At 38.0% G+C, this 21,644-nt stretch carries 27 protein-coding genes and 1 pseudogene; 17 read left to right on the plus strand and 11 right to left on the minus strand.

Annotated features, from left to right (window positions below; genetic code table 11):
- Positions 1 to 16: 16 nt before the first annotated feature.
- The 17 genes and pseudogenes from AXF18_RS08045 to xerS all read left to right on the plus strand — a co-directional run bounded on the left by AXF18_RS08045 (position 17) and on the right by xerS (position 9,879).
- Positions 17 to 763 (plus strand): annotated as a pseudogene (locus tag AXF18_RS08045) (CPBP family intramembrane glutamic endopeptidase).
- Positions 764 to 916: 153 nt separating this feature from the next.
- Positions 917 to 1,351 carry a hypothetical protein gene (locus AXF18_RS08050; RefSeq protein ID WP_001065609.1) on the plus strand — a complete coding sequence of 145 codons (435 nt, stop codon included), beginning with the start codon at positions 917 to 919 and terminating at the stop codon, positions 1,349 to 1,351.
- A 100-nt stretch (positions 1,352 to 1,451) separates the two neighbouring features.
- On the plus strand, positions 1,452 to 1,877 hold the full coding sequence (locus AXF18_RS08055; protein ID WP_065371783.1) for a hypothetical protein: 426 nt from the start codon (positions 1,452 to 1,454) through the stop codon (positions 1,875 to 1,877).
- Between the two features lie 96 nt (positions 1,878 to 1,973).
- Complete coding sequence (locus AXF18_RS08060; RefSeq protein WP_065371784.1) at positions 1,974 to 2,417, plus strand: hypothetical protein; 444 nt, start codon at positions 1,974 to 1,976, stop codon at positions 2,415 to 2,417.
- Positions 2,418 to 2,568: 151 nt separating this feature from the next.
- On the plus strand, positions 2,569 to 2,958 hold the full coding sequence (locus tag AXF18_RS08065) for a hypothetical protein (protein ID WP_253678276.1): 390 nt from the start codon (positions 2,569 to 2,571) through the stop codon (positions 2,956 to 2,958).
- Positions 2,959 to 3,058: 100 nt separating this feature from the next.
- Entirely contained in the window at positions 3,059 to 3,481 is a 423-nt protein-coding gene (locus tag AXF18_RS08070; RefSeq protein ID WP_002880689.1) for a hypothetical protein, read from the plus strand.
- 101 nt (positions 3,482 to 3,582) lie between these two features.
- Complete coding sequence (locus AXF18_RS08075; RefSeq protein ID WP_049550309.1) at positions 3,583 to 4,005, plus strand: hypothetical protein; 423 nt, start codon at positions 3,583 to 3,585, stop codon at positions 4,003 to 4,005.
- Positions 4,005 to 4,334 (plus strand): hypothetical protein, encoded by a 330-nt coding sequence (locus AXF18_RS08080; protein WP_225893212.1) that lies wholly within the window; start codon positions 4,005 to 4,007, stop codon positions 4,332 to 4,334. Before AXF18_RS08075 ends, AXF18_RS08080 begins: the two co-directional genes overlap by 1 nt.
- Before the next feature lie 78 nt (positions 4,335 to 4,412).
- A complete protein-coding gene (locus AXF18_RS08085) occupies positions 4,413 to 4,844 on the plus strand; it encodes a hypothetical protein (RefSeq protein ID WP_065371785.1) in 432 nt (143 codons plus the stop codon).
- 99 nt (positions 4,845 to 4,943) lie between these two features.
- Entirely contained in the window at positions 4,944 to 5,387 is a 444-nt protein-coding gene (locus tag AXF18_RS08090; RefSeq protein WP_000042183.1) for a hypothetical protein, read from the plus strand.
- A 100-nt stretch (positions 5,388 to 5,487) separates the two neighbouring features.
- A complete protein-coding gene (locus AXF18_RS08095; protein WP_063641772.1) occupies positions 5,488 to 5,922 on the plus strand; it encodes a hypothetical protein in 435 nt (144 codons plus the stop codon).
- Positions 5,919 to 6,194 carry a hypothetical protein gene (locus AXF18_RS08100; protein WP_225902231.1) on the plus strand — a complete coding sequence of 92 codons (276 nt, stop codon included), beginning with the start codon at positions 5,919 to 5,921 and terminating at the stop codon, positions 6,192 to 6,194. The genes AXF18_RS08095 and AXF18_RS08100 overlap by 4 nt, the downstream gene beginning before the upstream one ends.
- 135 nt (positions 6,195 to 6,329) lie before the next feature.
- Positions 6,330 to 6,761 (plus strand): hypothetical protein, encoded by a 432-nt coding sequence (locus AXF18_RS08105; RefSeq protein ID WP_065371786.1) that lies wholly within the window; start codon positions 6,330 to 6,332, stop codon positions 6,759 to 6,761.
- Positions 6,761 to 8,023, plus strand: a complete 1,263-nt coding sequence (locus tag AXF18_RS08110; protein WP_000231743.1) for a hypothetical protein — start codon at positions 6,761 to 6,763, stop codon at positions 8,021 to 8,023. Before AXF18_RS08105 ends, AXF18_RS08110 begins: the two co-directional genes overlap by 1 nt.
- A complete protein-coding gene (locus AXF18_RS08115) occupies positions 8,005 to 8,397 on the plus strand; it encodes a hypothetical protein (RefSeq protein ID WP_000439963.1) in 393 nt (130 codons plus the stop codon). Before AXF18_RS08110 ends, AXF18_RS08115 begins: the two co-directional genes overlap by 19 nt.
- Positions 8,378 to 8,668: a hypothetical protein gene (locus AXF18_RS08120; RefSeq protein ID WP_001148766.1), complete on the plus strand. Its 291-nt coding sequence runs from the start codon at positions 8,378 to 8,380 to the stop codon at positions 8,666 to 8,668. The genes AXF18_RS08115 and AXF18_RS08120 overlap by 20 nt, the downstream gene beginning before the upstream one ends.
- 140 nt (positions 8,669 to 8,808) lie before the next feature.
- A complete protein-coding gene (xerS, locus tag AXF18_RS08125; RefSeq protein WP_065371787.1) occupies positions 8,809 to 9,879 on the plus strand; it encodes a tyrosine recombinase XerS in 1,071 nt (356 codons plus the stop codon).
- Between the two features lie 78 nt (positions 9,880 to 9,957).
- Here the strand turns inward: xerS and AXF18_RS08130 are convergent, their stop codons facing one another.
- The 11 genes from AXF18_RS08130 to AXF18_RS08180 all read right to left on the minus strand — a co-directional run bounded on the left by AXF18_RS08130 (position 9,958) and on the right by AXF18_RS08180 (position 21,592).
- Complete coding sequence (locus AXF18_RS08130) at positions 9,958 to 10,599, minus strand: hypothetical protein (protein WP_065371788.1); 642 nt, start codon at positions 10,597 to 10,599, stop codon at positions 9,958 to 9,960.
- 104 nt (positions 10,600 to 10,703) lie between these two features.
- A complete protein-coding gene (locus AXF18_RS08135; RefSeq protein ID WP_065371789.1) occupies positions 10,704 to 11,693 on the minus strand; it encodes a lipoate--protein ligase in 990 nt (329 codons plus the stop codon).
- A gap of 59 nt (positions 11,694 to 11,752) precedes the next feature.
- Entirely contained in the window at positions 11,753 to 13,456 is a 1,704-nt protein-coding gene (gene lpdA, locus AXF18_RS08140; protein ID WP_065371790.1) for a dihydrolipoyl dehydrogenase, read from the minus strand.
- Between the two features lie 41 nt (positions 13,457 to 13,497).
- The gene (locus AXF18_RS08145) at positions 13,498 to 14,541 is read right to left on the minus strand and encodes a dihydrolipoamide acetyltransferase (protein WP_000752712.1); all 1,044 of its coding nucleotides are present in this window, start codon (positions 14,539 to 14,541) and stop codon (positions 13,498 to 13,500) included.
- Between the two features lie 337 nt (positions 14,542 to 14,878).
- Positions 14,879 to 15,871 (minus strand): alpha-ketoacid dehydrogenase subunit beta, encoded by a 993-nt coding sequence (locus AXF18_RS08150; protein ID WP_061420979.1) that lies wholly within the window; start codon positions 15,869 to 15,871, stop codon positions 14,879 to 14,881.
- 16 nt (positions 15,872 to 15,887) lie between these two features.
- Entirely contained in the window at positions 15,888 to 16,856 is a 969-nt protein-coding gene (locus AXF18_RS08155; protein ID WP_061420978.1) for a thiamine pyrophosphate-dependent dehydrogenase E1 component subunit alpha, read from the minus strand.
- Positions 16,857 to 17,034: 178 nt separating this feature from the next.
- Positions 17,035 to 18,375 (minus strand): MATE family efflux transporter, encoded by a 1,341-nt coding sequence (locus AXF18_RS08160; RefSeq protein WP_065371791.1) that lies wholly within the window; start codon positions 18,373 to 18,375, stop codon positions 17,035 to 17,037.
- Between the two features lie 41 nt (positions 18,376 to 18,416).
- Entirely contained in the window at positions 18,417 to 19,685 is a 1,269-nt protein-coding gene (locus tag AXF18_RS08165) for a dihydroorotase (protein ID WP_065371792.1), read from the minus strand.
- Between the two features lie 12 nt (positions 19,686 to 19,697).
- Positions 19,698 to 20,162, minus strand: coding sequence for an 8-oxo-dGTP diphosphatase (locus tag AXF18_RS08170; protein WP_065371793.1), 465 nt, complete (start codon positions 20,160 to 20,162; stop codon positions 19,698 to 19,700).
- A gap of 9 nt (positions 20,163 to 20,171) precedes the next feature.
- Positions 20,172 to 20,825 carry a uracil-DNA glycosylase gene (locus AXF18_RS08175; protein WP_065371794.1) on the minus strand — a complete coding sequence of 218 codons (654 nt, stop codon included), beginning with the start codon at positions 20,823 to 20,825 and terminating at the stop codon, positions 20,172 to 20,174.
- Between the two features lie 11 nt (positions 20,826 to 20,836).
- The gene (locus AXF18_RS08180; protein ID WP_065371795.1) at positions 20,837 to 21,592 is read right to left on the minus strand and encodes a DUF4336 domain-containing protein; all 756 of its coding nucleotides are present in this window, start codon (positions 21,590 to 21,592) and stop codon (positions 20,837 to 20,839) included.
- Positions 21,593 to 21,644: the final 52 nt, after the last annotated feature.

Consider the following 21,644-nt stretch of genomic DNA (forward strand, 5'->3'; position numbering starts at 1 on the left):
ATTGAAAGGATTCTCTATGAAAAGAAATAAGGCAATTGCAGTATATTTGCTAGGCACATTTAGCCAAATAATATCAGTTTGTCTCCTTTTCTTTCTCTTGAATCTTTTTTCTATTCATTCCAATCTATTATCTATTTTAGGAATCTTTCTAGGTGGCATTTCTTCAGCTCTTTGGGGAATTATTGTTGCAAATCACTATTTTCATATTCCTTTTAAGAAGATCGTTAACGATTTTTTTAACATTCATACCAGTTATAAACACTATTTATTATCTTTTTCCCTAATTATCCTTGATTTTTCTTTTCTAATGTTTGGTGGGAAAATAGTAGAATTTAGCTGGTATCTCCCATTTTTGATGTTCTTCAAATTTCTTTTCTTTGGTGGTATAGAAGAGATTGGATGGCGATATGTCTTTCAACCAATTTTACAAGAGAAGCTGCCGTATTTTCACTCAACAATCCTAACATTTTTCAGCCGGGCAATTTGGCATCTGTTGTTCTTTTAAATTGACGGCTCCCTAGCAACACTGCAAACTCTACCGTTTTTATTTGGATTGATGACGAATTCTTTCATACTCTCAGCTCTTTATATCAAAACAAAGAATCTCTGGATTTGCGTTATGACACATTCGATCATTAACGTCTTGTCTCAGCTAACCATAGATATTGATCGATACGAAACCTACCTAATCAAAATTTTCGTCATCTTGGTATCCTGCTACATGGTAGTACATAAAAAAGATGAGTATAATCGGTATAAATAAAATTAAATATAATTCTTAAAAAACCAAATCAAAAAAGATTTGGTTTTTTAAGAATTAGAAATCTGATTTTCAGTATATAGTATGATTTTTCCCCCCCTACTTTGTAAAGAATGATTAGAATATTGTATAATAAGAAAAAGGAGAAAAGCATAAATGAATAATTCTGGAATTAAAAAAAGTCATACAAGAATACTAATCATTTTGTTACTCGCAACCATCACAGCAGGAGCTATTTTTATGTTTAGTTTGTTAGGAAAATCGCAAGAAGAACATCGGAATAGAGAGTATGAAGTAAGTTTGGTTAATGCCTTAAAGAATTCCTACCAAGGGATTGAAGAGATTAAAATTTCCAATCCAGAATACACAAGCCCTCCTGGTTCGTGGTCTTGTGATGTAGAAATCAAATTTAAACATGAAGTAAAAATTAAGTATGGTGTTGGATATTCTCTAGACACTGAAGAAATAACAGATACTTCATTGGAATGGGAAAATAGAGTAAAAGATCGACAATTTTTAAATGAAAACAAGGGTAAAACTGCTTCGAAAATTAGGGTAACTTATTCTAATAATGACGAAGGAGAGCAATAATGGCATTTAGTTATACTGATAAACAACTCAATGAATTAAAGCATGGAAAGAATGTATATAGTGTCAATGCGGAATTTGCTGAGAAAAAGAGGAAATGATAATGAGTAAAGACAGATTAAGAAAAAGCTATAAACCATTATTCATAGTTTTACTATTCGTATTCATCACATTAGGAGGTGTTTTTATGTTTAGGTTGTTAGGAAAATCGCAAGAAGAACATCGGAATAGAGAGTATGAAGTTAGTTTGGTGAATGCCTTAAAGAATTCCTATGAAGGGATTGAAGAGATTAAAATTTCTAATCCAGAATACACAAGCCCTCCTGGTTCGTGGTCTTGTGATGTAGAAATTAAATTTAAAGATGAAAGAACTCTTTCATATGGAATTAATCATCATTTAAACTATAAAATCAATTATGGTGGCCGTCAAGAAACAAACGAAGATTGGCAGTATTTAGAAACTCATAGAGGGAAAACTTTAAAGTCAGTGAGAATTACTTATTCTGATAGCGAGCAAGGAGAACTATGATGAATTTCCATTATACTGATGAATAATTTAAACCAAGATTATACTGTTTATAGTGTGAACGAAAAGTCTTCAAGGAGAAAAAGGAGAAAAGCTTAAATGAATATTTCCAGCAATAAAAAAAGATATATAAGACTACTAATCGTTTTGTTACTCGTAGCCATCACAGCAGGAGCTATTTTTATGTTTAGGTTGTTAGGGAAGTCTCAAGAAGAGCATCGAAATAGAGAATATGAAGTAAGTCTGGTTAATGCGTTAAAGATTTCCTACCAAGGGATTAAGGAGATTAAGATTATGGATCCTTACTATAATGACAAACCGGGTTCGTGGTCTTGTGATATTTCAGTAGAGTTCAATGATAGTCAAACTATTACTTATGGAATTAATCACAGATTAACCTATAAAGAAAACCATGATGGTCTTATGAAAGGAAAAACTAATGAAGAAATTGATCAACAATGGTCGATACTTCAAAAACACATTGGTAAAACAGAATCTACAATATTAGTACGATATTCAAATGGTGAAACAGGAAAGCAATAATGGTATTTAATTATACTGATAATCAGTTGAATAATTTAACCCAAGATTTTCCTAATTATACTGTAAATGAAGAGTTTTCAAGTAGAAAAAGGAGAAAAGCTTAAATGAACAATTCCAACAAAAAAAAACTCATAAAAGGCTGCTAATCGTTTTGTTACTCGTAGCCATTACAGCAGGAGGTGTTTCTATATTTAGTATGTTAGGGAAATCTCAAGAAGAACGTCGAAATAGAGAATATGAAGTCAGTTTGGTAAACGCCTTAAAGAATTCCTATGAAGGGATTGAGGAGGTACATATAACCGACCCTTCATATGCATCAATTCCGTCTGATTCTTGGGGCGCAAAAGTTAAAATATTTTTTTCTGATAGCAAACAACTAAGTTATATAATTGCATTTAATAAACAAAATAACGAAATAAGAAGTAGAGATTTTCAAAATAATTCTCGAAAAGATGATAATCAATATTTGATAAACCATCGTGGAATTACAGAAAAAAATGTAAAAGTGATTTATTCAAATGGTGAAACAGGGGAACAGTAATGGTATTTAATTATACTGATAAACAACTCGATGAATTAAAGCATGGGAAGAATGTATACAGCGTCAATGCTGAATATGCTGAGAAAAAGAGGAAATGATAATGAGTAAAGACAGATTAAGAAAAAGCTATAAACCATTATTCATAGTTTTACTACTCGCAACTATCACAGCAGGAGGTGTTTTTATATTTAGTATGTTAGGAAAATCCCAAGAAGAACGTCGAAATAGAGAGTATGAAGTTAGTTTGGTAAGTGCCTTAAAGAATTCATATGAAGGGATAGAAGAAATCAAAATTTCCAATCTAACATATACGAACCCTCCTGGTGACTGGTCTTGTAAGGTTGATATTTTGTTTGAAGATGGGGAAAAAATATTCTATGGAATTCCACATAACCTAGATGAGATAGAAAATTACAATGGTCGTATGACTTATGGACAGCGAGATTTTCTTAACCGAAGAAAAGGAATAACAACTAATACAGTTACGGTTACATACTCTAACAAAGAAAGAGGGAAACAGTAAATGAATTTTAATTATACTGATCAACAACTCAATGAATTAAATCACGGGAAGAATGTATACAGTGTCAATGCTGAATATGCTGAGAAAAAGAGGAAATGATAATGAGTAAAGATAGATTAAGAAAAAGCTATAAACCATTATTCATAGTTTTTCTACTCGCAACTATCACAGCAGGAGGTGTTTTTATCTTTAGTATGTTAGGGAAGTCTCAAGAAGAACGTCGGAATAGAGAGTACGAAGTCAGCTTGGTCAACGCTTTAAAAAATTCCTATGAAGGGATTGAGGAGATTAAGATTTCCAATCCAAACTACACAAACCCTCCAGGTTCATGGTCTTGTGATGTAGAAATCAAATTTAATGATGAAAGAAAAACTAAGTATAGGATAGGCCATGGACTCCATGATAAAAAGAATTATCAAGGATCATTGACCAATGAGAAAAGGCAATTCCTTAACAATTACAAAGGAGTGACCTACTTAAAAGTAATTGTTACATATTCAGATAATAGCACGGGAGAACAATGATGACATTTTCCTATACAGATGAGCAGTTAAACAATTTGAATCGGGATTATGCTGTATATAGTGTAAATCTTGAATTCGCTAAGCGTAACGGTAGGACTTATGTCAATTCAAATCTCATTGAAAATATATCTCCTGATAATTTAGAAAAAACCAACACCATAACTACCTCAGATGGTCAAGAATTCCGTGTTGTTGCCACTAAGTCTGACATTGAAACAGGTTTTGATGAACTGGCAGTTGCACCTATTGTCAACGGCGAACCTGATTATAAAAGTATAGCTGTGATTGCTGCGGGAACGGATCCTGGGAGTCCTACTAAGACCTTATAGAAGTAAATCAACTTTTTCTTATTATAGTGTAAAATAGACTAATCTTATAGTATAACAAGAGAAAGGAGGAAATCTTAAATGAACAATTCCAGCATTAAAAAAAGTTATAAAAGGTTACTAATCGTTTTGTCAATCGCAATTATAACAGCAGGAGGTGTTTTTATGTTTAGTAAGTTAGGGAAGTCTCAAGAAGAACGTCGAAATAGAGAGTATGAAGTTAGTTTGGTTGAAACTTTAAAAGATAGTTATGAGGGTGTTGAAGAAATTAGATTTTCTAATGCAAACTACACAAATCCGCCAGGAAGCTGGACTTGCGTAGTTGAACTATTTTTTAATGAGAGAAGCATAAAATATAAAATTAATTATTCAAAAAATGATAAACATATTTCTGATGTATCCTTAGAAAGAGAGAATAGAAAAGAGGGCCGAGAATTTTTAAATAGTCACTTGGGTAAGACTAGTAAACTCACAAAAATTATTTATTCAGATGGTTCAGAAGGAGAATATTAATGGTATACACTTATACTGATAAACAACTCAATGAATTAAATCACGGAAAAAATGTTTATAGTGTAAATTCTGAATATGCTGAGAGGAGTAGAGATAACAATGAGTAAAAATAGATTAAGAAAAAGCTATAAACCATTATTCATAGTTTTTTTACTCGCAACTATCACAGCAGGAGGTGTTTTTATGTTTAGTATGTTAGGGAAATCCCAAGAAGAGCGTCGAAATAGAGAGTATGAAGTTAGTTTGGTAAACGCCTTAAAGAATTCCTATGAAGGGATAGAAGAGATCAAAATTTCTAATCCAGAATATACAACCCCTCCGGGCGACTGGTCTTGTGATGTAAATATTCTATTTTCAGATAAAGTAAAAATAGAATACCGTGTAGGCCACTCTTTAAATGACGTTGAAAATTATAATGGTTTTGTTAATGGAAAAACAAATAAAGAAATAAACGACCAGTGGGAAATATTGAATTCTCATAAAGGGAAAACAACATCTTTAGTTACTATATATTATTCGGATAAAGAAAAAGGAGTACAGTAGTGGTTTTCACTTATACAGATCAACAACTCAATGAATTAAAGCATGGGAAGAATGTATACAGTGTCAATGCTGAATATGCTGAGAAAAAGAGGAAATGATAATGAGTAAAGATAGATTAAGAAAAAGCTATAAACCATTATTCATAGTTTTTCTACTCGCAACTATCACAGCAGGAGGTATTTTTATGTTTAATTTGTTAGGAAAATCTCAAGAAGAGCGTCGAAATAGAGAATATGAAGTAAGTCTGGTTAATGCCTTAAAGAATTCCTATGAAGGGATTGAGGAGGTAACGATTACGAATCCATCGTACAGCTCAATTCCTTCAGACGCTTGGGGGGCGGATGTGAAACTAAAATTTTTTGATGGAACATCTAAAGAACATGTTTTAGCTTTTGATATAAACTCGAATAAAATTAGGATTGGAGTATATAATAAGGATGATGAAGAATTTCAACATTTTTTAAATTCTAGGCGAGGTTCTACTAAGTCAAAAGTTAAAGTTAAATATTCGAATGGTTCAGAAGGGGAGCTATGATGAATAAATACGTGTATACAGACAAACAACTTAATGAATTGAATCAAGGTCCGAATGTTTACAGTGTTAATACTGAGTTCGTACAGCGTAAAGAAAACCGAACAAATATTGTTACTGCTAAATCAGATAACGAGTTAAAAAAAGGCGAAATCAACACCATAACCACCTCCGATGGTCAAGAATTCCGTGTCGTTGCGACTAAGTCTCACCGAGGAACAGGTTTTGATGGTTTGGCGGTAGGCTCCTATAGTAAACGGCAAACCGGGTTATAAAAGTATAGCTGTGATTGCTGCGGGAACGGATCTAGGAAATCCTACTATGATTGATAGATTTAAAATAATTTTTTCTTATTATAGTGTAATATAGACAAATCTTATAGTATAATAAGAAAAAGGAGAAAAGCTTAAATGAACAATTCTGGAATTAAAAAAAGTCATAAAAAGCTACTAATCGTTTTGTTAGTTGCATTCATTACAGCAGGAGGTGTTTTTATGTTTAGTATGTTAAGGAAGTCTCAAGAAGAGCGTCGAAATAGAGAGTATGAAGTTAGTTTGGTTGAAACTTTAAAAGATAGTTATGAGGGTATTGAAGAAATTAGATTTTCTAATGCAAACTACACAAATCCTCCAGGAAGTTGGACTTGCGTAGTTGAACTATATTTTAATGAGAGAAGCATAAAATATAAAATTAATTATTCAAAAAAAGATAAACGTATTTCTGATGTATCTTTAGAGAGAGAGAATAGAAAAGAGGACCGAGAATTTTTAAATAGTCACTGGGGTAAGACTAGTAAACTCACAAAAATTATTTATTCAGATGGCTCAGAAGGAGAATATTAATGGTATTTAATTATACAGATAAACAACTCAATGAATTAAACCATGGGAAGAATGTATATAGTGTCAATGCTGAATATGCTGAAAGGGAAGTTGAAAAGAAAGTTGTAGCCAAAACAAATGATAAGTTATCTTCGGATGAAACCAACACCATAACCACCTCCGATGGTCAAGAATTCCGTGTTGTTGCCACTAAGTCTGACCCAGTAACGGGATTTGATGGACTGGCGGTTGCACCTATTGTGAACGGCGAACCAGATTATAAAAATGTAGCTGTGATTGCGGCAGGAACTGACCCTGATAGTCCGGTGAATAAAACTATGTTCAGCTCACGCGACGTCAATAGTGCCATAATTGCAAGGCAAACTTATTTATCTCCACAATATAAGGTTGCTGACAAATTCGTAAAAGAGATTATGGACGACCCCCGATACGAAGTCAGTCAACTATCCGGTTATTCACAGGGTTCCTACATGCTGAAGGTAGGAGCTAAATACCATATCCCTACAACCACCTTTAATGCTTGGTTTAAATACGGTGCACTCACACTGGAAGAAAAAGCATTTATTGAAAGCAATCCTTCAATGTTTATAGATTACCGTAGAAAACATGATGATGTAGTACGTTGGAATGATTTCAATCACCCAGAATGGTATAATAAGTCTTTCTTAGAAATGCCTGATACCATATATTGGCTTGACGGAACTAGTCACAAAATTGGTGACTGGGAGTTTGATCCTGTAACTGGTCAACTTGTAGATGGCAAAGGAGGGAAACCCTTAATCAGTGGCGTTTATCGAGCGTATGCCAACAGTCTCCGAGGAATGGCTCATTACAAGGACTTGAAGTCAAAATGGTCATCAGGTGGCATTAGTAGCTCTGAGGAAATATACTTAGATGCAGCTCAGGGTTCTATCTTATCGTCATCTATGGCTACAGCAGCAAGAACTGGAGCTGATGAAGTGAGCGCCTTAGCCAAAAAAGCCAATCAAGAATTACAAGAAATTTGGTCAAAAATCGACTTTACGAGCTACACAGCATTAGCTCCCTATGAGGTTGATGCCATTTTTGCTAGTCAAGGCATCACTCAAGCACAGTTTATCGATACGTTTCAGGCAGAGACAAATCCAACAGCCACTAAGATGAATGCTTCCGCCCAAGCATTTGAAAATATGGATAAACAATTACAGGAAGTTATCGAAAAAACAGTAGCAACAGATAAGCAATTAGCCAAGGAGTTTCGACAATGGAAAGAAAAGATGTAAAATGGGAGGAAATTAGAGAGAAAGAAAGAGAACTATTTGCACTAGAAGACCAATATTATCAAGAAAAGAAGAAACTCGATAACAAAGCCCTTGATCTAGACGAACGAAATGCAAACTTAGAAAAACTAATTTCCGAAGAAGTTGATAAAATGTCTCATATTTTGAGAAAATTTGAGACAAGTGTTGATGATGTTGGAGACTACTTTACAGAAATAGAAAATTTGAGACACTTTTCGAATCAAGTATACAGAGATCGTAGAATTAAACTCGAAGATGAGAGAGAAAAATACGATAACGAGTTTCGTAAAAAAAGAAATGATTTAGATGAAGAATTTCACAGATTAAGGAGAGATTATGCAAGCACCAATGAATGAATACTACACAGATGAAGAATACCAGTATGCACTGAAACAAATGTATCGTATGATGGAAAGAAACCGAATCATTACGGAAGCAAAGTTAGCGATAACAGCAAAAAATAAATTGAAAGATAACTTTAATAAAGCAGCTAAGAAAATTGCTACAGAAACCAAATCTACCATTACAAGCATAAACAGCCAAATGGACACTGCAATTCAAGGTAAAGTTCGCAAGAGTCTTGAAGAAAAGATTCCGAATATGTTGCTCAAGTATGATGAAATTTAATAAAGGGTTCAGGATAACTGGGGGAAAGTTAGACTTTAGTTTTAAGTTTCTTATATCATTTTTCCGAAAAACTATAATTTTCTTGAAAAATATATTAGTCTATGCTATACTACTAGTAGACTTAATTATGGAGAAAATACATGAAACGTGAGATTTTACTGGAACGAATCGACAAACTAAAACAAATCATGCCCTGGTATGTTCTGGAATACTACCAATCCAAGCTTGCTGTGCCCTACAGTTTTACAACCTTGTACGAATATCTCAAGGAATACGATCGATTTTTCAGCTGGGTTTTAGAGTCTGGAATTTCAAATGCTGATAAAATGTCTGATATTCCTTTATCTGTCTTGGAAAATATGTCTAAGAAAGATATGGAAGCTTTTATCCTATATCTACGTGAACGTCCATTGCTGAATGCTAATACAACCAAGCAAGGTGTATCTCAGACGACCATCAATCGGACCTTATCAGCACTTTCTAGTCTTTACAAGTATCTGACCGAGGAAGTTGAAAACGACCAAGGAGAGCCTTATTTCTATCGTAATGTAATGAAGAAAGTTTCAACCAAGAAAAAGAAAGAAACACTTGCTGCTAGAGCTGAAAACATCAAGCAAAAACTCTTTCTAGGTGATGAAACAGAAGGTTTTCTGACTTATATCGATCAGGAGTACCCACAACAGCTCTCAAATCGCGCTCTCTCATCATTTAATAAGAACAAAGAACGTGATTTGGCCATTATTGCCCTTCTCCTAGCGTCTGGTGTCCGCTTATCTGAAGCTGTTAATCTAGATCTAAGAGACCTCAATCTCAAAATGATGGTGATCGATGTCACTCGAAAAGGGGGGAAACGTGATTCTGTCAATGTCGCTGCTTTTGCTAAGCCTTACCTAGAGAATTATCTAGCCATTCGAAATCAACGTTATAAGACGGAAAAGACAGATACAGCTCTCTTTTTGACCTTATATCGAGGCGTTCCCAATCGTATTGATGCTTCTAGTGTTGAAAAGATGGTTGCTAAGTACTCTGAGGACTTCAAAGTCCGTGTAACTCCACACAAACTACGCCATACCCTGGCGACTAGGCTCTATGATGCTACTAAATCGCAAGTTTTGGTCAGCCATCAGCTAGGACATGCCAGTACACAAGTCACTGACCTCTATACCCATATCGTCAATGATGAACAAAAGAATGCTTTAGATAGTTTATGATTGTTACATATTATAAATTATGTAAAGCAACTATTGCTAAAAAACGAAAGACCAATTCCTTTATCTTTCGTTTTTTATTTATTTAAACTCAATCCAGTAGTTACGGTGAGGCTCTATAATTACTGGTTTACCCCAAAAGGCTTGCAGATAGGCTAGATTTGCTGGGCTTACTGGTTTTTTTGAATCATTGTACTGCTCAGCACTCTCTTTAGTTAGAAAACATTTTACTGCTTCATAAGAAGTACCATCAGCTGATTCTCTTTCGATTCCCATATACGAAATTTCGTCACCATTTTTAAGATCGTCAGTTAACAGTTTACCAATAAAGAATACTGTCTTATCTTTCATAAATTCATAAGCCTTACTATGTTCTAGTCGATTATTCGCTGCAGCATACATAATACAAAAACTATCAACAATATCTTTCAAAGGCATTAAGTCTTCTTTGTTTACTTTGATTTCATCGGGGAGAAGACCGCCAATTATAAGATTTTGGAAATATGCTTGCTGGATTACATTATCTAAAGCCATTCCTAAAGGTATTTGAACAGCCTGGTATCCTAAAGGCTGAAGCTCTTTGTATTTCATATCATAATGTTCTTGTGTGATGCTTATATTTAAACTTTCAGTTTGAGAAATTTCCTCATTTCTATAAAAAGCAACAACATTGCGGTTTAACTGTTCAAATAGATTAAGACTTTCTACTGGAATTTCTAACATAATGAATAACTCCTTTTTATTTTTCATCACTATTATAATCTAATCAGCATGATTATTAAGTTTAACCCTAATAAAAGAATCCATCATAAATGGATTCTTTTTCCTTACCCTACTACTGCTTCAGCGATTTCTTCACGGCTGATACCAGCAAAGTAGCGTGTAATATCAATAGTTTCTAAGGCCTTAAGAACATCTTCGCGTTCGTATTTCACTCCACGGAGGACATCTTCTACTGCAGCAACGTCTTCGATACCAAAGAAGTCACCGTAAATCTTGATATCTTGGATTTTTGATTCAATGACGTTGGCAAAAACTTCAACCTTACCACTAGTGAATTTTGTTCCACGACGGACGTTAAATTCAGGTGATTTACCGTAGTTCCAGTCCCAAGTACCGAACTTGGTCTCCTTGATGCGGTTGATTTCCGCCAATTCTTCCTCAGAAAAAACGTATTCTGTCATTTCTGGGTACTCTTTTTTCATGTATTCCAATAGCAAATCTCGGAATTCTTCAACTGTGATTTTTTCTGGTAATTCATTGACAATATTGGTTACACGGGCACGGACGGATTTCACACCTTTTGATTCAAATTTATCTTTTGAAACCTTGAGGGCGTTAGCAAGGACTGACAAATCAACGTCAAAGAGCAAGCAACCGTGGTGCATGATACGCCCATTGATATAAGCTTGGGCATTGCCACAGAATTTCTTGCCATCAATCTCAAGGTCATTACGGCCTGTGAATTCGGCTTTAACACCAAGTTGAGCCAAGGTATTGATAACTGGAGTTGAGAAGCTCTTGAAGTCGAAGGCCTTGTTTTCATCTTCTTTTGAAATGATGGTGTAGTTGAGGTTGTTTAAATCGTGATAAACAGCTCCACCACCACTGATACGGCGGACTACCTCAATACCATTTTCGCGAACATAATCACGGTTGATTTCTTCGATAGTATTCTGGTGACGACCAACAATGATAGAAGGTTTGTTAATCCAAAGAAGGAAGATTTGATCCTCATCCAAAAGGTGTTTAAAGGCATATTCTTCCAAGGCGATATTAAAAGCAGTGTCGTTTGAATGATTGATAATATATTTCATGATATCCCTTTATACGATAGAGACTGGAAAACATCTTTCCAGCCTAGTCTATCTTCGTTTTATTTTTTCTTAGGTGAATGGATGGCCATTCCTAGAACATCTGCAAATGCTTCGTACATCACTTCAGAGTAGGTTGGGTGTCCGTGGATAGTCTTCAGCATTTCTTCAACAGTGATTTCCATTTCGATGATACTTGATGCCTCGTTGATCAATTCTGCAGCTGCAGGACCGATGATGTGAACACCAAGGATTTCTCCGTATTTCTTATCTGCAATGACTTTTACGAAACCTTGAGCTGCATCAGAAGCAATGGCACGACCGTTAGCAGCAAAGTTGAATTTACCGATTGCAACATCGTATTTCTCACGGGCTTGTTCTTCAGTCAAACCTACTGCTGCTACTTCAGGGAGAGTGTAGATGGCTGCAGGAGTCAAGTTCAATTTGGCAACAGCATGATTTCCTTTGAGGGCATTTTCAGCGGCAACTTCACCCATGCGGAAGGCTGCGTGCGCCAACATCTTAGTACCGTTGATGTCACCTGGTGCGTAAATACCTGGAACAGAAGTTTCCATGTATTCATTGACCTTGATACGTCCACGATCCAATTCAAACTCAACATCGCCAATTCCTTCAAGATCTGGTACACGACCGATTGAAAGGAGAGCCTTGCTTGCGATAATATCGTCTTTTCCTTCAACCTTGATACGAAGTTGACCATTTTCTTCGATGATTTCTTGGAGTTTAGTGTCGGTTAAGATGGTCATACCTTTGCGCTCAAGGATCAAACGAAGATTCTTAGAAACTTCCGCATCCATAGCTGGAACGATACGGTCCATCATTTCGATAACAGTTACTTTTGACCCAAATGTCATGAAGGCCTGACCGAGTTCAATACCGACAACGCCACCACCGATGATTACGAGGCTTTCTGGAACTTCATTCATTTCAAGAATATCATCACTGGTCATGACAAGTGATGATTCCATACCAGGGACGTTAATCTTGCTGACTTTTGAACCACCAGCAAGGATAATTTTCTTGGTTTCAAGCAATTCTGAACCATTTACCAAGACATTCTTATCTTTAGTGATAGTACCAACACCCTTATGAACTGTAACTCCGTAGCTGCGAAGAAGACCCGCAACGCCACCAACCAAGGTATTGACAACTTTAGATTTAGTTTCTAAAAGTTTATCCATATCTACAGTGAAGTTTGGATTTTCAATGACAATACCTCGGTTTGCTGCATGACCGATATTTTCGATGATTTCAGCATTGTGAAGGTAGGTCTTCGTTGGGATACAGCCACGGTTCAAACACGTTCCACCGAGTTCAGATTTCTCAACAAGGGCAACCTTCCCACCGAGTTGGGCAGCTTTAATGGCTGCAACATAACCAGCAGGACCTCCACCAATCACAACGATATCAAAGGCATCATCGCTCTTACCATCGTCATTTGAGGCACTAGCTGCAGGTGCAGGTTTTGTTTCTGTTGCAGCTGCTCCAGCAGTTGGGATGTTTTCCCCTTCTTCTCCAAGGTAACCGATAACTTCAGTTACTGGAACAGTTTCACCATCTCCTTTAAGGATGGCAATCAAGTATCCATCTTCTTCGGCTTCCAATTCCATGCTGACTTTGTCAGTCATGATTTCCAAAAGGATTTCTCCTTCTTTTACAAATTCTCCGACTTTTTTATTCCATTGGACGATTTGTCCTTCTGTCATATCCACGCCGGCTTTTGGCATAATTACTTCTAAGGCCATGTCTTACTTCCTTCTAAATCTCTAAAATAACAATAGCTGACTTAAACCAACATTGAGATTGGGTTCTCAATTAAGGCTTTCAAGTCTTTCATAAACTTAGCACCAGCCATACCATCTACAACACGGTGGTCAATAGTTAAACCAAGGCTCATGATAGGACGAATATCAACTTCGCCATTAACAACGACAGGTTTCTCTACTGTTGAGCTCACACCCAAGATAGCAGAGTTTGGTTGGTTAATAATCGGACCAAAGGATTGAACGCCAAACATTCCCAAGTTACTGATTGTGAAGGTTGAATTTTGGAGTTCGCTTGGAGCCAATTTACCATCCAAGGTACGACCAATCACATCCTTAAAGGCTACAACCAACTCTGACAAGCTCATTTTTTCAGCATTGTAAACAACAGGTGTCATCAAGCCGTTATCCATCCCAACCGCCATCGCAAGGTTGACATAGTTATGAGTGATAATGGTCTTGCCGTCTTCTGTCAATGAAGCGTTGATGTATGGGTGTTTCATCAATGTTTTTACAACAGCGAGTGAAAGAAGGTCTGTTACAGTAGTCTTCTTACCAGTTGCTTCCATAATTGGCTCAAGAACCTTCTTACGAAGAGCCAGCATCTCAGACATATCGACATCGTAGTTGAGTGTGAAGGTTGGCGCAGTTAGGTAGGATTCAACCATTCGTTGTGCGATAACCTTACGCATTGGTGTCATTGGAATACGCTCAATCTCACCATAAGGAGTGATATTGTCTGGAACTTCTTCTACTTTTTCAATTTGAGCAGGAGACTTGATAGTGTCGTTTTCGATATTTTCAGGAAGTAAGGCCAAAACATCCTTCTTCATGATTTTACCACGATGACCTGTTCCTTGGATTTCCTGCCAAGCAATGTTATGTTCGAGGGCAATTCGTTTTGCAAGTGGCGAAATGCGAACCACATTTGTGTCTTTATAAGTTTCCACGTCTTCTTTGTGGACACGACCGTTTGCACCTGAGCCAGAAACGTCGTAGAGGTTGATCCCTAGATCATCCGCTAACTTTCTAGCCGCAGGAGTCGCTCTTAGCTTGTCATCAGCCATGACCTCTCCAATTCTAATTATGATACAAAGGGCGTAAAAAGCGACTGAAAAATAGGAAATCGACGCAGACTTCGATGAAGTCAAGGAGATTTATCTTTTTTCCGAGCTTTTAGCCCGTGTTCAACTCTACAAGTAACTTGGACACGAAACGTGTCTCAAGTTACTACGGTTGTCGCTATCAGGCGACCAACCTAGTAGACTTACTAAGTTTTTTGTCGAATATTATCGATTCGTCAAAAAACTGTCGCAACTTTACATACAACTTGGATACAAAACATATTTCAAGTTACTAAAGTTAAAAATCTCTAAAATTTTACATAATTTAATTTATGTAATTCTATTCTTTGTTATATGTCTTACGGATGGCGTCTTTGATGCTTTCAACTGTTGGTATCATTGCATTTTCTAGGTTTTGTGCATAAGGCATTGGCACATCTTCTCCTGCACAGCGGCGGATTGGTGCGTCTAGATAATCAAATGCTTCTGATTCTGAAATAATAGCTGAAATCTCTCCGATATAGCCACTTGTTTTGTGGGCGTCGTTAACCAGAACGACCTTACCAGTCTTTTTAACAGAGTTGATGATAATTTCTTTATCAAGTGGCACTAATGTACGAGGGTCCACAATTTCAACAGAAATTCCTTCTTCTGCTAATTCTTCAGCAGCTTGAACCACACGGCGAAGCATTTTTCCATAAGTAACGACTGTTACATCTGTACCTTCACGTTTGATTTCACCAACTCCAAGTGGGATTGTGTAGTCTGGATCAACTGGCACTTCCCCTTTTTGGTTAAATTCTGACTTGTATTCAAGGATGATAACAGGGTTGTTATCACGGATAGAAGACTTGAGCAGTCCTTTCATATCCGCAGGTGTACCTGGAGCTACAACCTTGAGACCAGGGATGTGTGTAAACCAAGACTCTAGAGATTGCGAGTGCTGAGCGGCAGAACCAACTCCGTTACCAGCTGCACAACGTACAGTCATTGGAACCTGACCTTTACCACCAAACATATAACGTGTTTTAGCAGCTTGGTTGACGATATTGTCCATGGCAATAACCGAGAAGTCCATGAAGGTCATATCGACAATTGGACGAAGTCCTGTCATGGCTGCTCCTGCTGCTGCTCCCGAGATGGCAGCTTCAGAAATCGGACAGTCACGGATACGTTCTGGACCAAATTCTTCGAGCATTCCAACAGAAGTTCCGAAGTCTCCTCCGAAAACACCGACGTCTTCTCCCATCAGGAACACATTTTCATCGCGACGCATTTCCTCAGACATAGCAAGGATAATGGTGTCACGGAACGACATTGTTTTTGTTTCCATTTTTATCTCTTTCTCCTTAGTCTGCGTAAATATCTTCAAATGCGGATTCAAGCGGTGGGAATGGGCTTTCCTCTGCAAATTTAACAGAATCTTCTACTGCTTCCTTGACTTGTGCTTGAATTTCTTCCAATTCTTCTGCACTTGCAATATTGTTTTCAATGAGGTATTTGCGAAGATTCTCGATTGGGTCTTTTTGTTTCCATAATTCCACTTCTTCACGGGTACGATATTTACCAGGGTCAGATGATGAGTGACCAAGCCAGCGATAGGTTACACTTTCGATCAAAACTGGTCCATTGCCACCACGAACATGGTCTACGGCTTTCTTAAATCCTTCATAGACATCGATGACATTGTTTCCATCTTCGATAAACATTCCAGGGATTCCATAAGCAGCACTACGTTGATGGATATGCTCCACATTGGTCATTTTCTTGATATCCGCAGAGATCCCATAACCGTTGTTAATGCAGTAGAAAATAACAGGAAGTTTCCAAATAGAAGCCATGTTCACTGCTTCGTGGAAAACACCTTCGTTGGTCGCGCCATCTCCAAAGAAGCAGACAACGATTTTACCAGTATGTTGCATTTGTTGACTGAGGGCTGCACCGACAGCGATTCCCATACCACCACCAACGATACCATTGGCACCGAGGTTCCCAGCATCCAGGTCAGCGATGTGCATAGAACCACCTTTTCCTTTACAGGTTCCAGTGTATTTCCCGAGGATTTCAGCCATCATTCCGTTGAGGTCAATCCCCTTAGCAATAGCTTGCCCGTGTCCACGGTGATTTGAGGTAATCAGATCATCTGGATTAAGAGCCAGCATCGCTCCGACGTTAGCAGCTTCCTCTCCGACAGAAAAGTGAGTCATACCGGGAACTTTTCCCTTTTTCACTAACTGAGCGATTTTTAAGTCCATGCGACGGATTTCTTCCATCTTACGGAACATCTCTAGCAAAAGATTTTTATCTAAAGTTGACATAATCTTGCCTTTCTAACTTTGTACTTACCTTACTATTTTACCTTTTTTAGTATACACTGTCAAAGTATATGGCTATTAAAATTTCACAATATAAAAAAATAAATCCCTGTTAAAACAGGGATTCTCTCTAGTTAGAGCATTATTTCACAAAGTGCTTTTTCAGGATAATTTCTTAAAATTAGCTCAATCTTTTCATTACGGTTTTCAAACGCCATTGATACAAACAACCAGAAACAATCAAGCTGGCAATCAACCCAATCCAGTAAGCAAATGCCCCTAAGTCAGTTACTTGATCTAGTAGATATCCTAGTGGTATCGCTACTCCCCAATATCCGATTAAGCCAAGATAGAAAGGAACGATAGTGTCCTTATACCCTCTTAAAATTCCTTGGAGCGGAGCCGCAAAGGTATCAGCTAGCTGGAAAAAGAGACTGTAGGTTAGAAATACAGCAGTTGTTTCAATGAACTGAGGGTCATTTCCATATAGATTTGCAACACGATCTCTAAAAATGTAGAGAAAAGACAGGGTAAGACCTGCAAAAATAAGGGCGGTTACTCTCCCCAAACGAGCATAGATTTTTGCATCCTCAAAACGTTTGGCCCCCACCTCGTAAGACACAACAATCGCCATAGCAGAGGAAATACTCATAGGAAAAGCATACATGAGGCTGGAAAAATTCATAGCTGACTGGTGACTGGCAATGATGAGCGATGAAAACTTAGCCATGATTAGTCCAACCACGGAGAAAATGGCTACTTCAGCAAATACGGTTCCCCCGATTGGTAGACCTAATCGAACACCTTCCTTGATTTTATCTATATTTAGTGGAATGCGTTTTTCAAGATGTAACGCTTTTAACCTTTCTTGTTTGAACAAAACAAGCAGGGAAATGCCCAATAAAACCCAATAGGCTAGCGAAGTTCCTAGCCCTGCTCCTGCGCCACCAAGCTCAGGGAAACCGAAAGCTCCATATATCAAGAGATAGTTAAAACCACTATTGAGCGGAAGTAATAGGAGCATGAGATACATAGATAGTTTGGTCAAACCAAGAGAATCTAACAATGACCGAATGACACTAAAAAGCAACAAGGGAATAATCCCGATAGAAAGGTACCAAAGATAAGAAACTGCAACTGCCGCCACTTGAGTTTCTAGACCAATATGGTTTAAGACAGGTGGCGCTAAGAATACTACCATGCCAAGCAAGAGCAAAGACAGTCCGAAAGCTAAATAGATGAATTGGTAAAAATCAGATGCTACTTCTTCCTTTTTGCCCCGTCCCAGATGATGGCCTATGATGGGAACCATGGCCGAAACAATCCCTGTTAAAAAAGTAAAGAAAGGATTCCATAGACTCGTTGCGGTTGACACCCCCGCCAAGTCCATGGTATTGTACTGCCCAGTCATAGTTGTATCAACAAAAGAGGCAGAATAATTGGCAAATTGATAGATCAGGATAGGGAAAAATATCTTCAGAAATAAGACAAACTTGTCTTTAAATTGATGGGTTGGATACATATATGCTCTCTATTCTTATAGTTTATAGAGCAGAGTCCCATCTAGTTTTGGTAGACGATTTGTCCCTTACAGATGGTATATTTAACCTGCCCTTTTAAAGTTTCACCGATAAATGGTGAATTAGCTGCTTTTGAAGCAAAGTGTGAGTCCACAAGGCGATCAGCCTTGGCATCAAAGATAGTGATGTCCGCTGGACCATTTTCAGCTAAGTAACCAGCTTCAAAGTTGTAAAGTTTGGCTGGATTAACAGTCATTTTTTCAAGCAATTCCATCAAGCTTAGCTCACCAGCTTCCACCAAATAAGTCAAACCAAGAGAAAGAGAGGTCTCCAAACCTGTCATACCAGATGGTGCTTTGGTGATATCTTCTACATTTTTCTCATCTGCATGGTGAGGAGCGTGGTCTGTCGCGATAACTGTGATAACACCTGACTTGAGACCTTCGATAACGGCACGACGGTCTGACTCCAAACGAAGTGGAGGATTCATTTTGGCATTGCTACCTTGAGTTAAAAGAAGAGCTTCTGTCTTAGAGAAATGCTGTGGCGCTACTTCTGCTGTGACTTGTGCTCCCAAACCTTGAGCAAATTCCACTACCTTGACACTTTCTTCCTTAGACAAATGCTGAATGTGAACATGGGCCTTGCTTGCATAGGCAATCATAACATCACGCGCAATCATAGCGTACTCAGCCACCCCAGTCGCTCCACAGATATGGAAATGTTCTTTAGCAATGTTTTCGTTAAATCCAAGAATCCCATTCAAACCTGGATCTTCCTCATGAAGGCTGATAAAGGTATTGAGTTTTTTGGCTTCTTCCATGGCTTCCTTGACCACTTTACTACTTTCAAGTGGAATACCGTCATCAGAAAAACCAACCGCACCTGCTTCTAAGAGTGCCTTAAAGTCTGTCAAATCTTGGCCATTAAAGTTCTTGGTAATAGTCGCAACTGTCTTGACATTGATTTTTTCCTTGGCAGCTGACTGGAGAACTTCTTGCAAAGTTTCTACGTCCGAAATGGTTGGACTAGTATTAGCCATCATGACAACCGTTGTAAAACCACCTGCAGCAGCCGCTAGTGCCCCAGTATGGATGTCTTCCTTATGAGTCTGGCCGGGTTCACGGAAATGAACATGAATATCAACTAGTCCAGGCGCAACTACAAGCCCAGTAGCATCAATTAGCTCTGCTCCTTCTTCCTTGATTTCAGGGGCAATTTTGACAATTTTCCCATCTTGGACCAAAACATCACACACTTGATCCAAACCAGACTTAGGATCCATTACACGACCATTTTTGATTAGTAGCATCTGCTTTCTCCTTTATTCATAGAAATCAACTTGGGTATCCAATAATTTATCCCCATCATAAACAAACTTGGCTGAAAAGAAGGGTCTGTCCTCTAAAAGCCACTCAACAAAGGTGTGGTCACCTTCCCAAGTTGGCTTGCTCAAAACCTCGTCATAGGGAACCCATTCCAGCCTCCCCTCATTGCAGTCAATCAAGTCACCCTCAAACTCTGTCACCTTAAAAACATAGGTGTACCAGTCTAAATCTGGTGTGAATTCTGGAAAAGTGATAACACCTTTAAGTACTGGCTTGGCTTTGAGGCCTGTCTCTTCGAGGATTTCACGCGCTGCACATTCCTGTGGAGTCTCACCTCGCTCTAGCTTTCCACCCACACCAATCCATTTGCCTTCATGGACATCGTTGGGCTTCTTATTGCGATGGAGCATGAGCAGTTCTTTTCCGTTATCAATGTAGCAAATCGTCGCTAACTGAGGCATATTCTCTCCTTATCTAAGCCAATCGATTGGCTCTTGTCCTGTCTCTTTTAAGAATGCATTGGCCTTGGAAAAAGGCTTGGAACCCCAAAATCCTCTATAAACCGATAACGGACTAGGATGGGCTGATTCGATAATTAAGTGGTGAGGATTGGTAACCAAGACCTTCTTCTTACGTGCATAAGCGCCCCAGAGCACAAAGACTATCGGTCTGTCTAGATTATTGACAACCCGAATCACGGCATCAGTAAAAGGCTCCCATATCTGCCCAGCATGACCATTGGCCTGCCCAGCAGGAACAGTCAAGCAAGTATTGAGAAGTAAGACTCCCTGCTCAGCCCAAGACGTCAAATCATGTGATTTCTTAACGCCGATATCATCTGACAATTCTTTTAAAATATTTTGCAAGGACGGTGGCGCTGGAATAGCATCGGGTACAGAAAAACTCAAGCCCTGCGCCTGACCTGGCCCGTGATAGGGGTCTTGCCCTAGAATCACCACCTTCACTTCTTCAAGCGGTGTAGTCAAGAGAGCCTGAAAAACTTTTTCCTTAGGTGGATAGACAGTTCCCTGAGCATAGACCTGTTCCATAAATTGATTGATTTTCCCAAAATAACCTTCAGGTAATTGCTCCTTAATCAAAGCATGCCATGATGAGTGTTGCATCTTTCTCTCCTTTATCGTATCCATCTAAAAGCACGTCTTAATTCATCCGTACCATTTTTAAAAAAGCATAAACCATGTGCAAGTATGATTTTATCCGGTTTCCAGTTTAACATACGGGAAAAGGAAACCTTTGCTTCCCTTTGTCTTCCTAAAAAAGTCATCCGATAGTCAATAGGAGTTTGACAATCAGGGGCTGTAACACGAGCTAAACGATAGAATTTTCTGCGGATTGGACTAGCTATCTTTTCTGGTTCAAAATTCTCTATAAGGTCTGTTACTATAAGTGTTTTAGTTGATTTATGAAAAAACACGACCTCTTCGATGACAGAACTTCCCTTAAAAATAAGTTGATCAATCTCATCAGACCATAAGTCAGGTGCCTTATCTGTTAAAGGAGCATCAAATTCCACCATGACATTCTGACTTTTTGCTCTCTCTTCAACTCCTGGACTAGACCATGCTTGTGCATAAGGATATCTTTTTTTCCAATCTGCAATATAGGCGTAGTGAATCTTATTGGGTGAAATCAGGTAAGCGACTCTGCCCAAAGCATCCAGTTCCGTAAAGAGCTCCTCATTTGGCGCAATCGGAGAATGAATCCAGAGTTTTCCATCGTTTAACTTAATCACCGTCATACGTGTCTGAAAAGGAAGGTTGAAGATCTTCATGTCCATTTGAATCAAATCACCATCTACTATCCAGATATTCTGATCAACTTTCTTTAGTGTATACAATGGTTCATAAAGAGAAAGTTCTGGTCTTGACATCGTTTACCATTCCTTTATTTTTACTGCCTCTATTATAGCAAAAAGTGGCTAT

The sequence above is a fragment of the Streptococcus sp. oral taxon 064 genome (genome assembly GCF_001683375.1).
Lineage (GTDB): Bacteria > Bacillota > Bacilli > Lactobacillales > Streptococcaceae > Streptococcus > Streptococcus oralis_S.

What these genes read in the sequence shown, in the direction of transcription:
- AXF18_RS08075 (WP_049550309.1), top strand. Translation starts at nt 3,583, where the DNA reads ATGAGTAAAGATAGATTAAGAAAAAGCTATAAACCATTATTCATAGTT.
- AXF18_RS08120 (WP_001148766.1), top strand. Translation starts at nt 8,378, where the DNA reads ATGCAAGCACCAATGAATGAATACTACACAGATGAAGAATACCAGTAT.
- AXF18_RS08150 (WP_061420979.1), bottom strand. Translation starts at nt 15,871, where the DNA reads ATGGAAACAAAAACAATGTCGTTCCGTGACACCATTATCCTTGCTATG.
- AXF18_RS08155 (WP_061420978.1), bottom strand. Translation starts at nt 16,856, where the DNA reads ATGTCAACTTTAGATAAAAATCTTTTGCTAGAGATGTTCCGTAAGATG.
- AXF18_RS08160 (WP_065371791.1), bottom strand. Translation starts at nt 18,375, where the DNA reads ATGTATCCAACCCATCAATTTAAAGACAAGTTTGTCTTATTTCTGAAG.
- AXF18_RS08090 (WP_000042183.1), top strand. Translation starts at nt 4,944, where the DNA reads ATGAGTAAAAATAGATTAAGAAAAAGCTATAAACCATTATTCATAGTT.
- AXF18_RS08095 (WP_063641772.1), top strand. Translation starts at nt 5,488, where the DNA reads ATGAGTAAAGATAGATTAAGAAAAAGCTATAAACCATTATTCATAGTT.
- AXF18_RS08165 (WP_065371792.1), bottom strand. Translation starts at nt 19,685, where the DNA reads ATGCTACTAATCAAAAATGGTCGTGTAATGGATCCTAAGTCTGGTTTG.
- AXF18_RS08060 (WP_065371784.1), top strand. Translation starts at nt 1,974, where the DNA reads ATGAATATTTCCAGCAATAAAAAAAGATATATAAGACTACTAATCGTT.
- AXF18_RS08110 (WP_000231743.1), top strand. Translation starts at nt 6,761, where the DNA reads ATGGTATTTAATTATACAGATAAACAACTCAATGAATTAAACCATGGG.
- AXF18_RS08105 (WP_065371786.1), top strand. Translation starts at nt 6,330, where the DNA reads ATGAACAATTCTGGAATTAAAAAAAGTCATAAAAAGCTACTAATCGTT.
- lpdA (WP_065371790.1), bottom strand. Translation starts at nt 13,456, where the DNA reads ATGGCCTTAGAAGTAATTATGCCAAAAGCCGGCGTGGATATGACAGAA.
- AXF18_RS08130 (WP_065371788.1), bottom strand. Translation starts at nt 10,599, where the DNA reads ATGTTAGAAATTCCAGTAGAAAGTCTTAATCTATTTGAACAGTTAAAC.
- AXF18_RS08170 (WP_065371793.1), bottom strand. Translation starts at nt 20,162, where the DNA reads ATGCCTCAGTTAGCGACGATTTGCTACATTGATAACGGAAAAGAACTG.
- AXF18_RS08100 (WP_225902231.1), top strand. Translation starts at nt 5,919, where the DNA reads ATGATGAATAAATACGTGTATACAGACAAACAACTTAATGAATTGAAT.
- AXF18_RS08085 (WP_065371785.1), top strand. Translation starts at nt 4,413, where the DNA reads ATGAACAATTCCAGCATTAAAAAAAGTTATAAAAGGTTACTAATCGTT.
- AXF18_RS08145 (WP_000752712.1), bottom strand. Translation starts at nt 14,541, where the DNA reads ATGGCTGATGACAAGCTAAGAGCGACTCCTGCGGCTAGAAAGTTAGCG.
- AXF18_RS08080 (WP_225893212.1), top strand. Translation starts at nt 4,005, where the DNA reads ATGACATTTTCCTATACAGATGAGCAGTTAAACAATTTGAATCGGGAT.
- xerS (WP_065371787.1), top strand. Translation starts at nt 8,809, where the DNA reads ATGAAACGTGAGATTTTACTGGAACGAATCGACAAACTAAAACAAATC.
- AXF18_RS08180 (WP_065371795.1), bottom strand. Translation starts at nt 21,592, where the DNA reads ATGTCAAGACCAGAACTTTCTCTTTATGAACCATTGTATACACTAAAG.
- AXF18_RS08050 (WP_001065609.1), top strand. Translation starts at nt 917, where the DNA reads ATGAATAATTCTGGAATTAAAAAAAGTCATACAAGAATACTAATCATT.
- AXF18_RS08055 (WP_065371783.1), top strand. Translation starts at nt 1,452, where the DNA reads ATGAGTAAAGACAGATTAAGAAAAAGCTATAAACCATTATTCATAGTT.
- AXF18_RS08115 (WP_000439963.1), top strand. Translation starts at nt 8,005, where the DNA reads ATGGAAAGAAAAGATGTAAAATGGGAGGAAATTAGAGAGAAAGAAAGA.
- AXF18_RS08070 (WP_002880689.1), top strand. Translation starts at nt 3,059, where the DNA reads ATGAGTAAAGACAGATTAAGAAAAAGCTATAAACCATTATTCATAGTT.
- AXF18_RS08135 (WP_065371789.1), bottom strand. Translation starts at nt 11,693, where the DNA reads ATGAAATATATTATCAATCATTCAAACGACACTGCTTTTAATATCGCC.
- AXF18_RS08175 (WP_065371794.1), bottom strand. Translation starts at nt 20,825, where the DNA reads ATGCAACACTCATCATGGCATGCTTTGATTAAGGAGCAATTACCTGAA.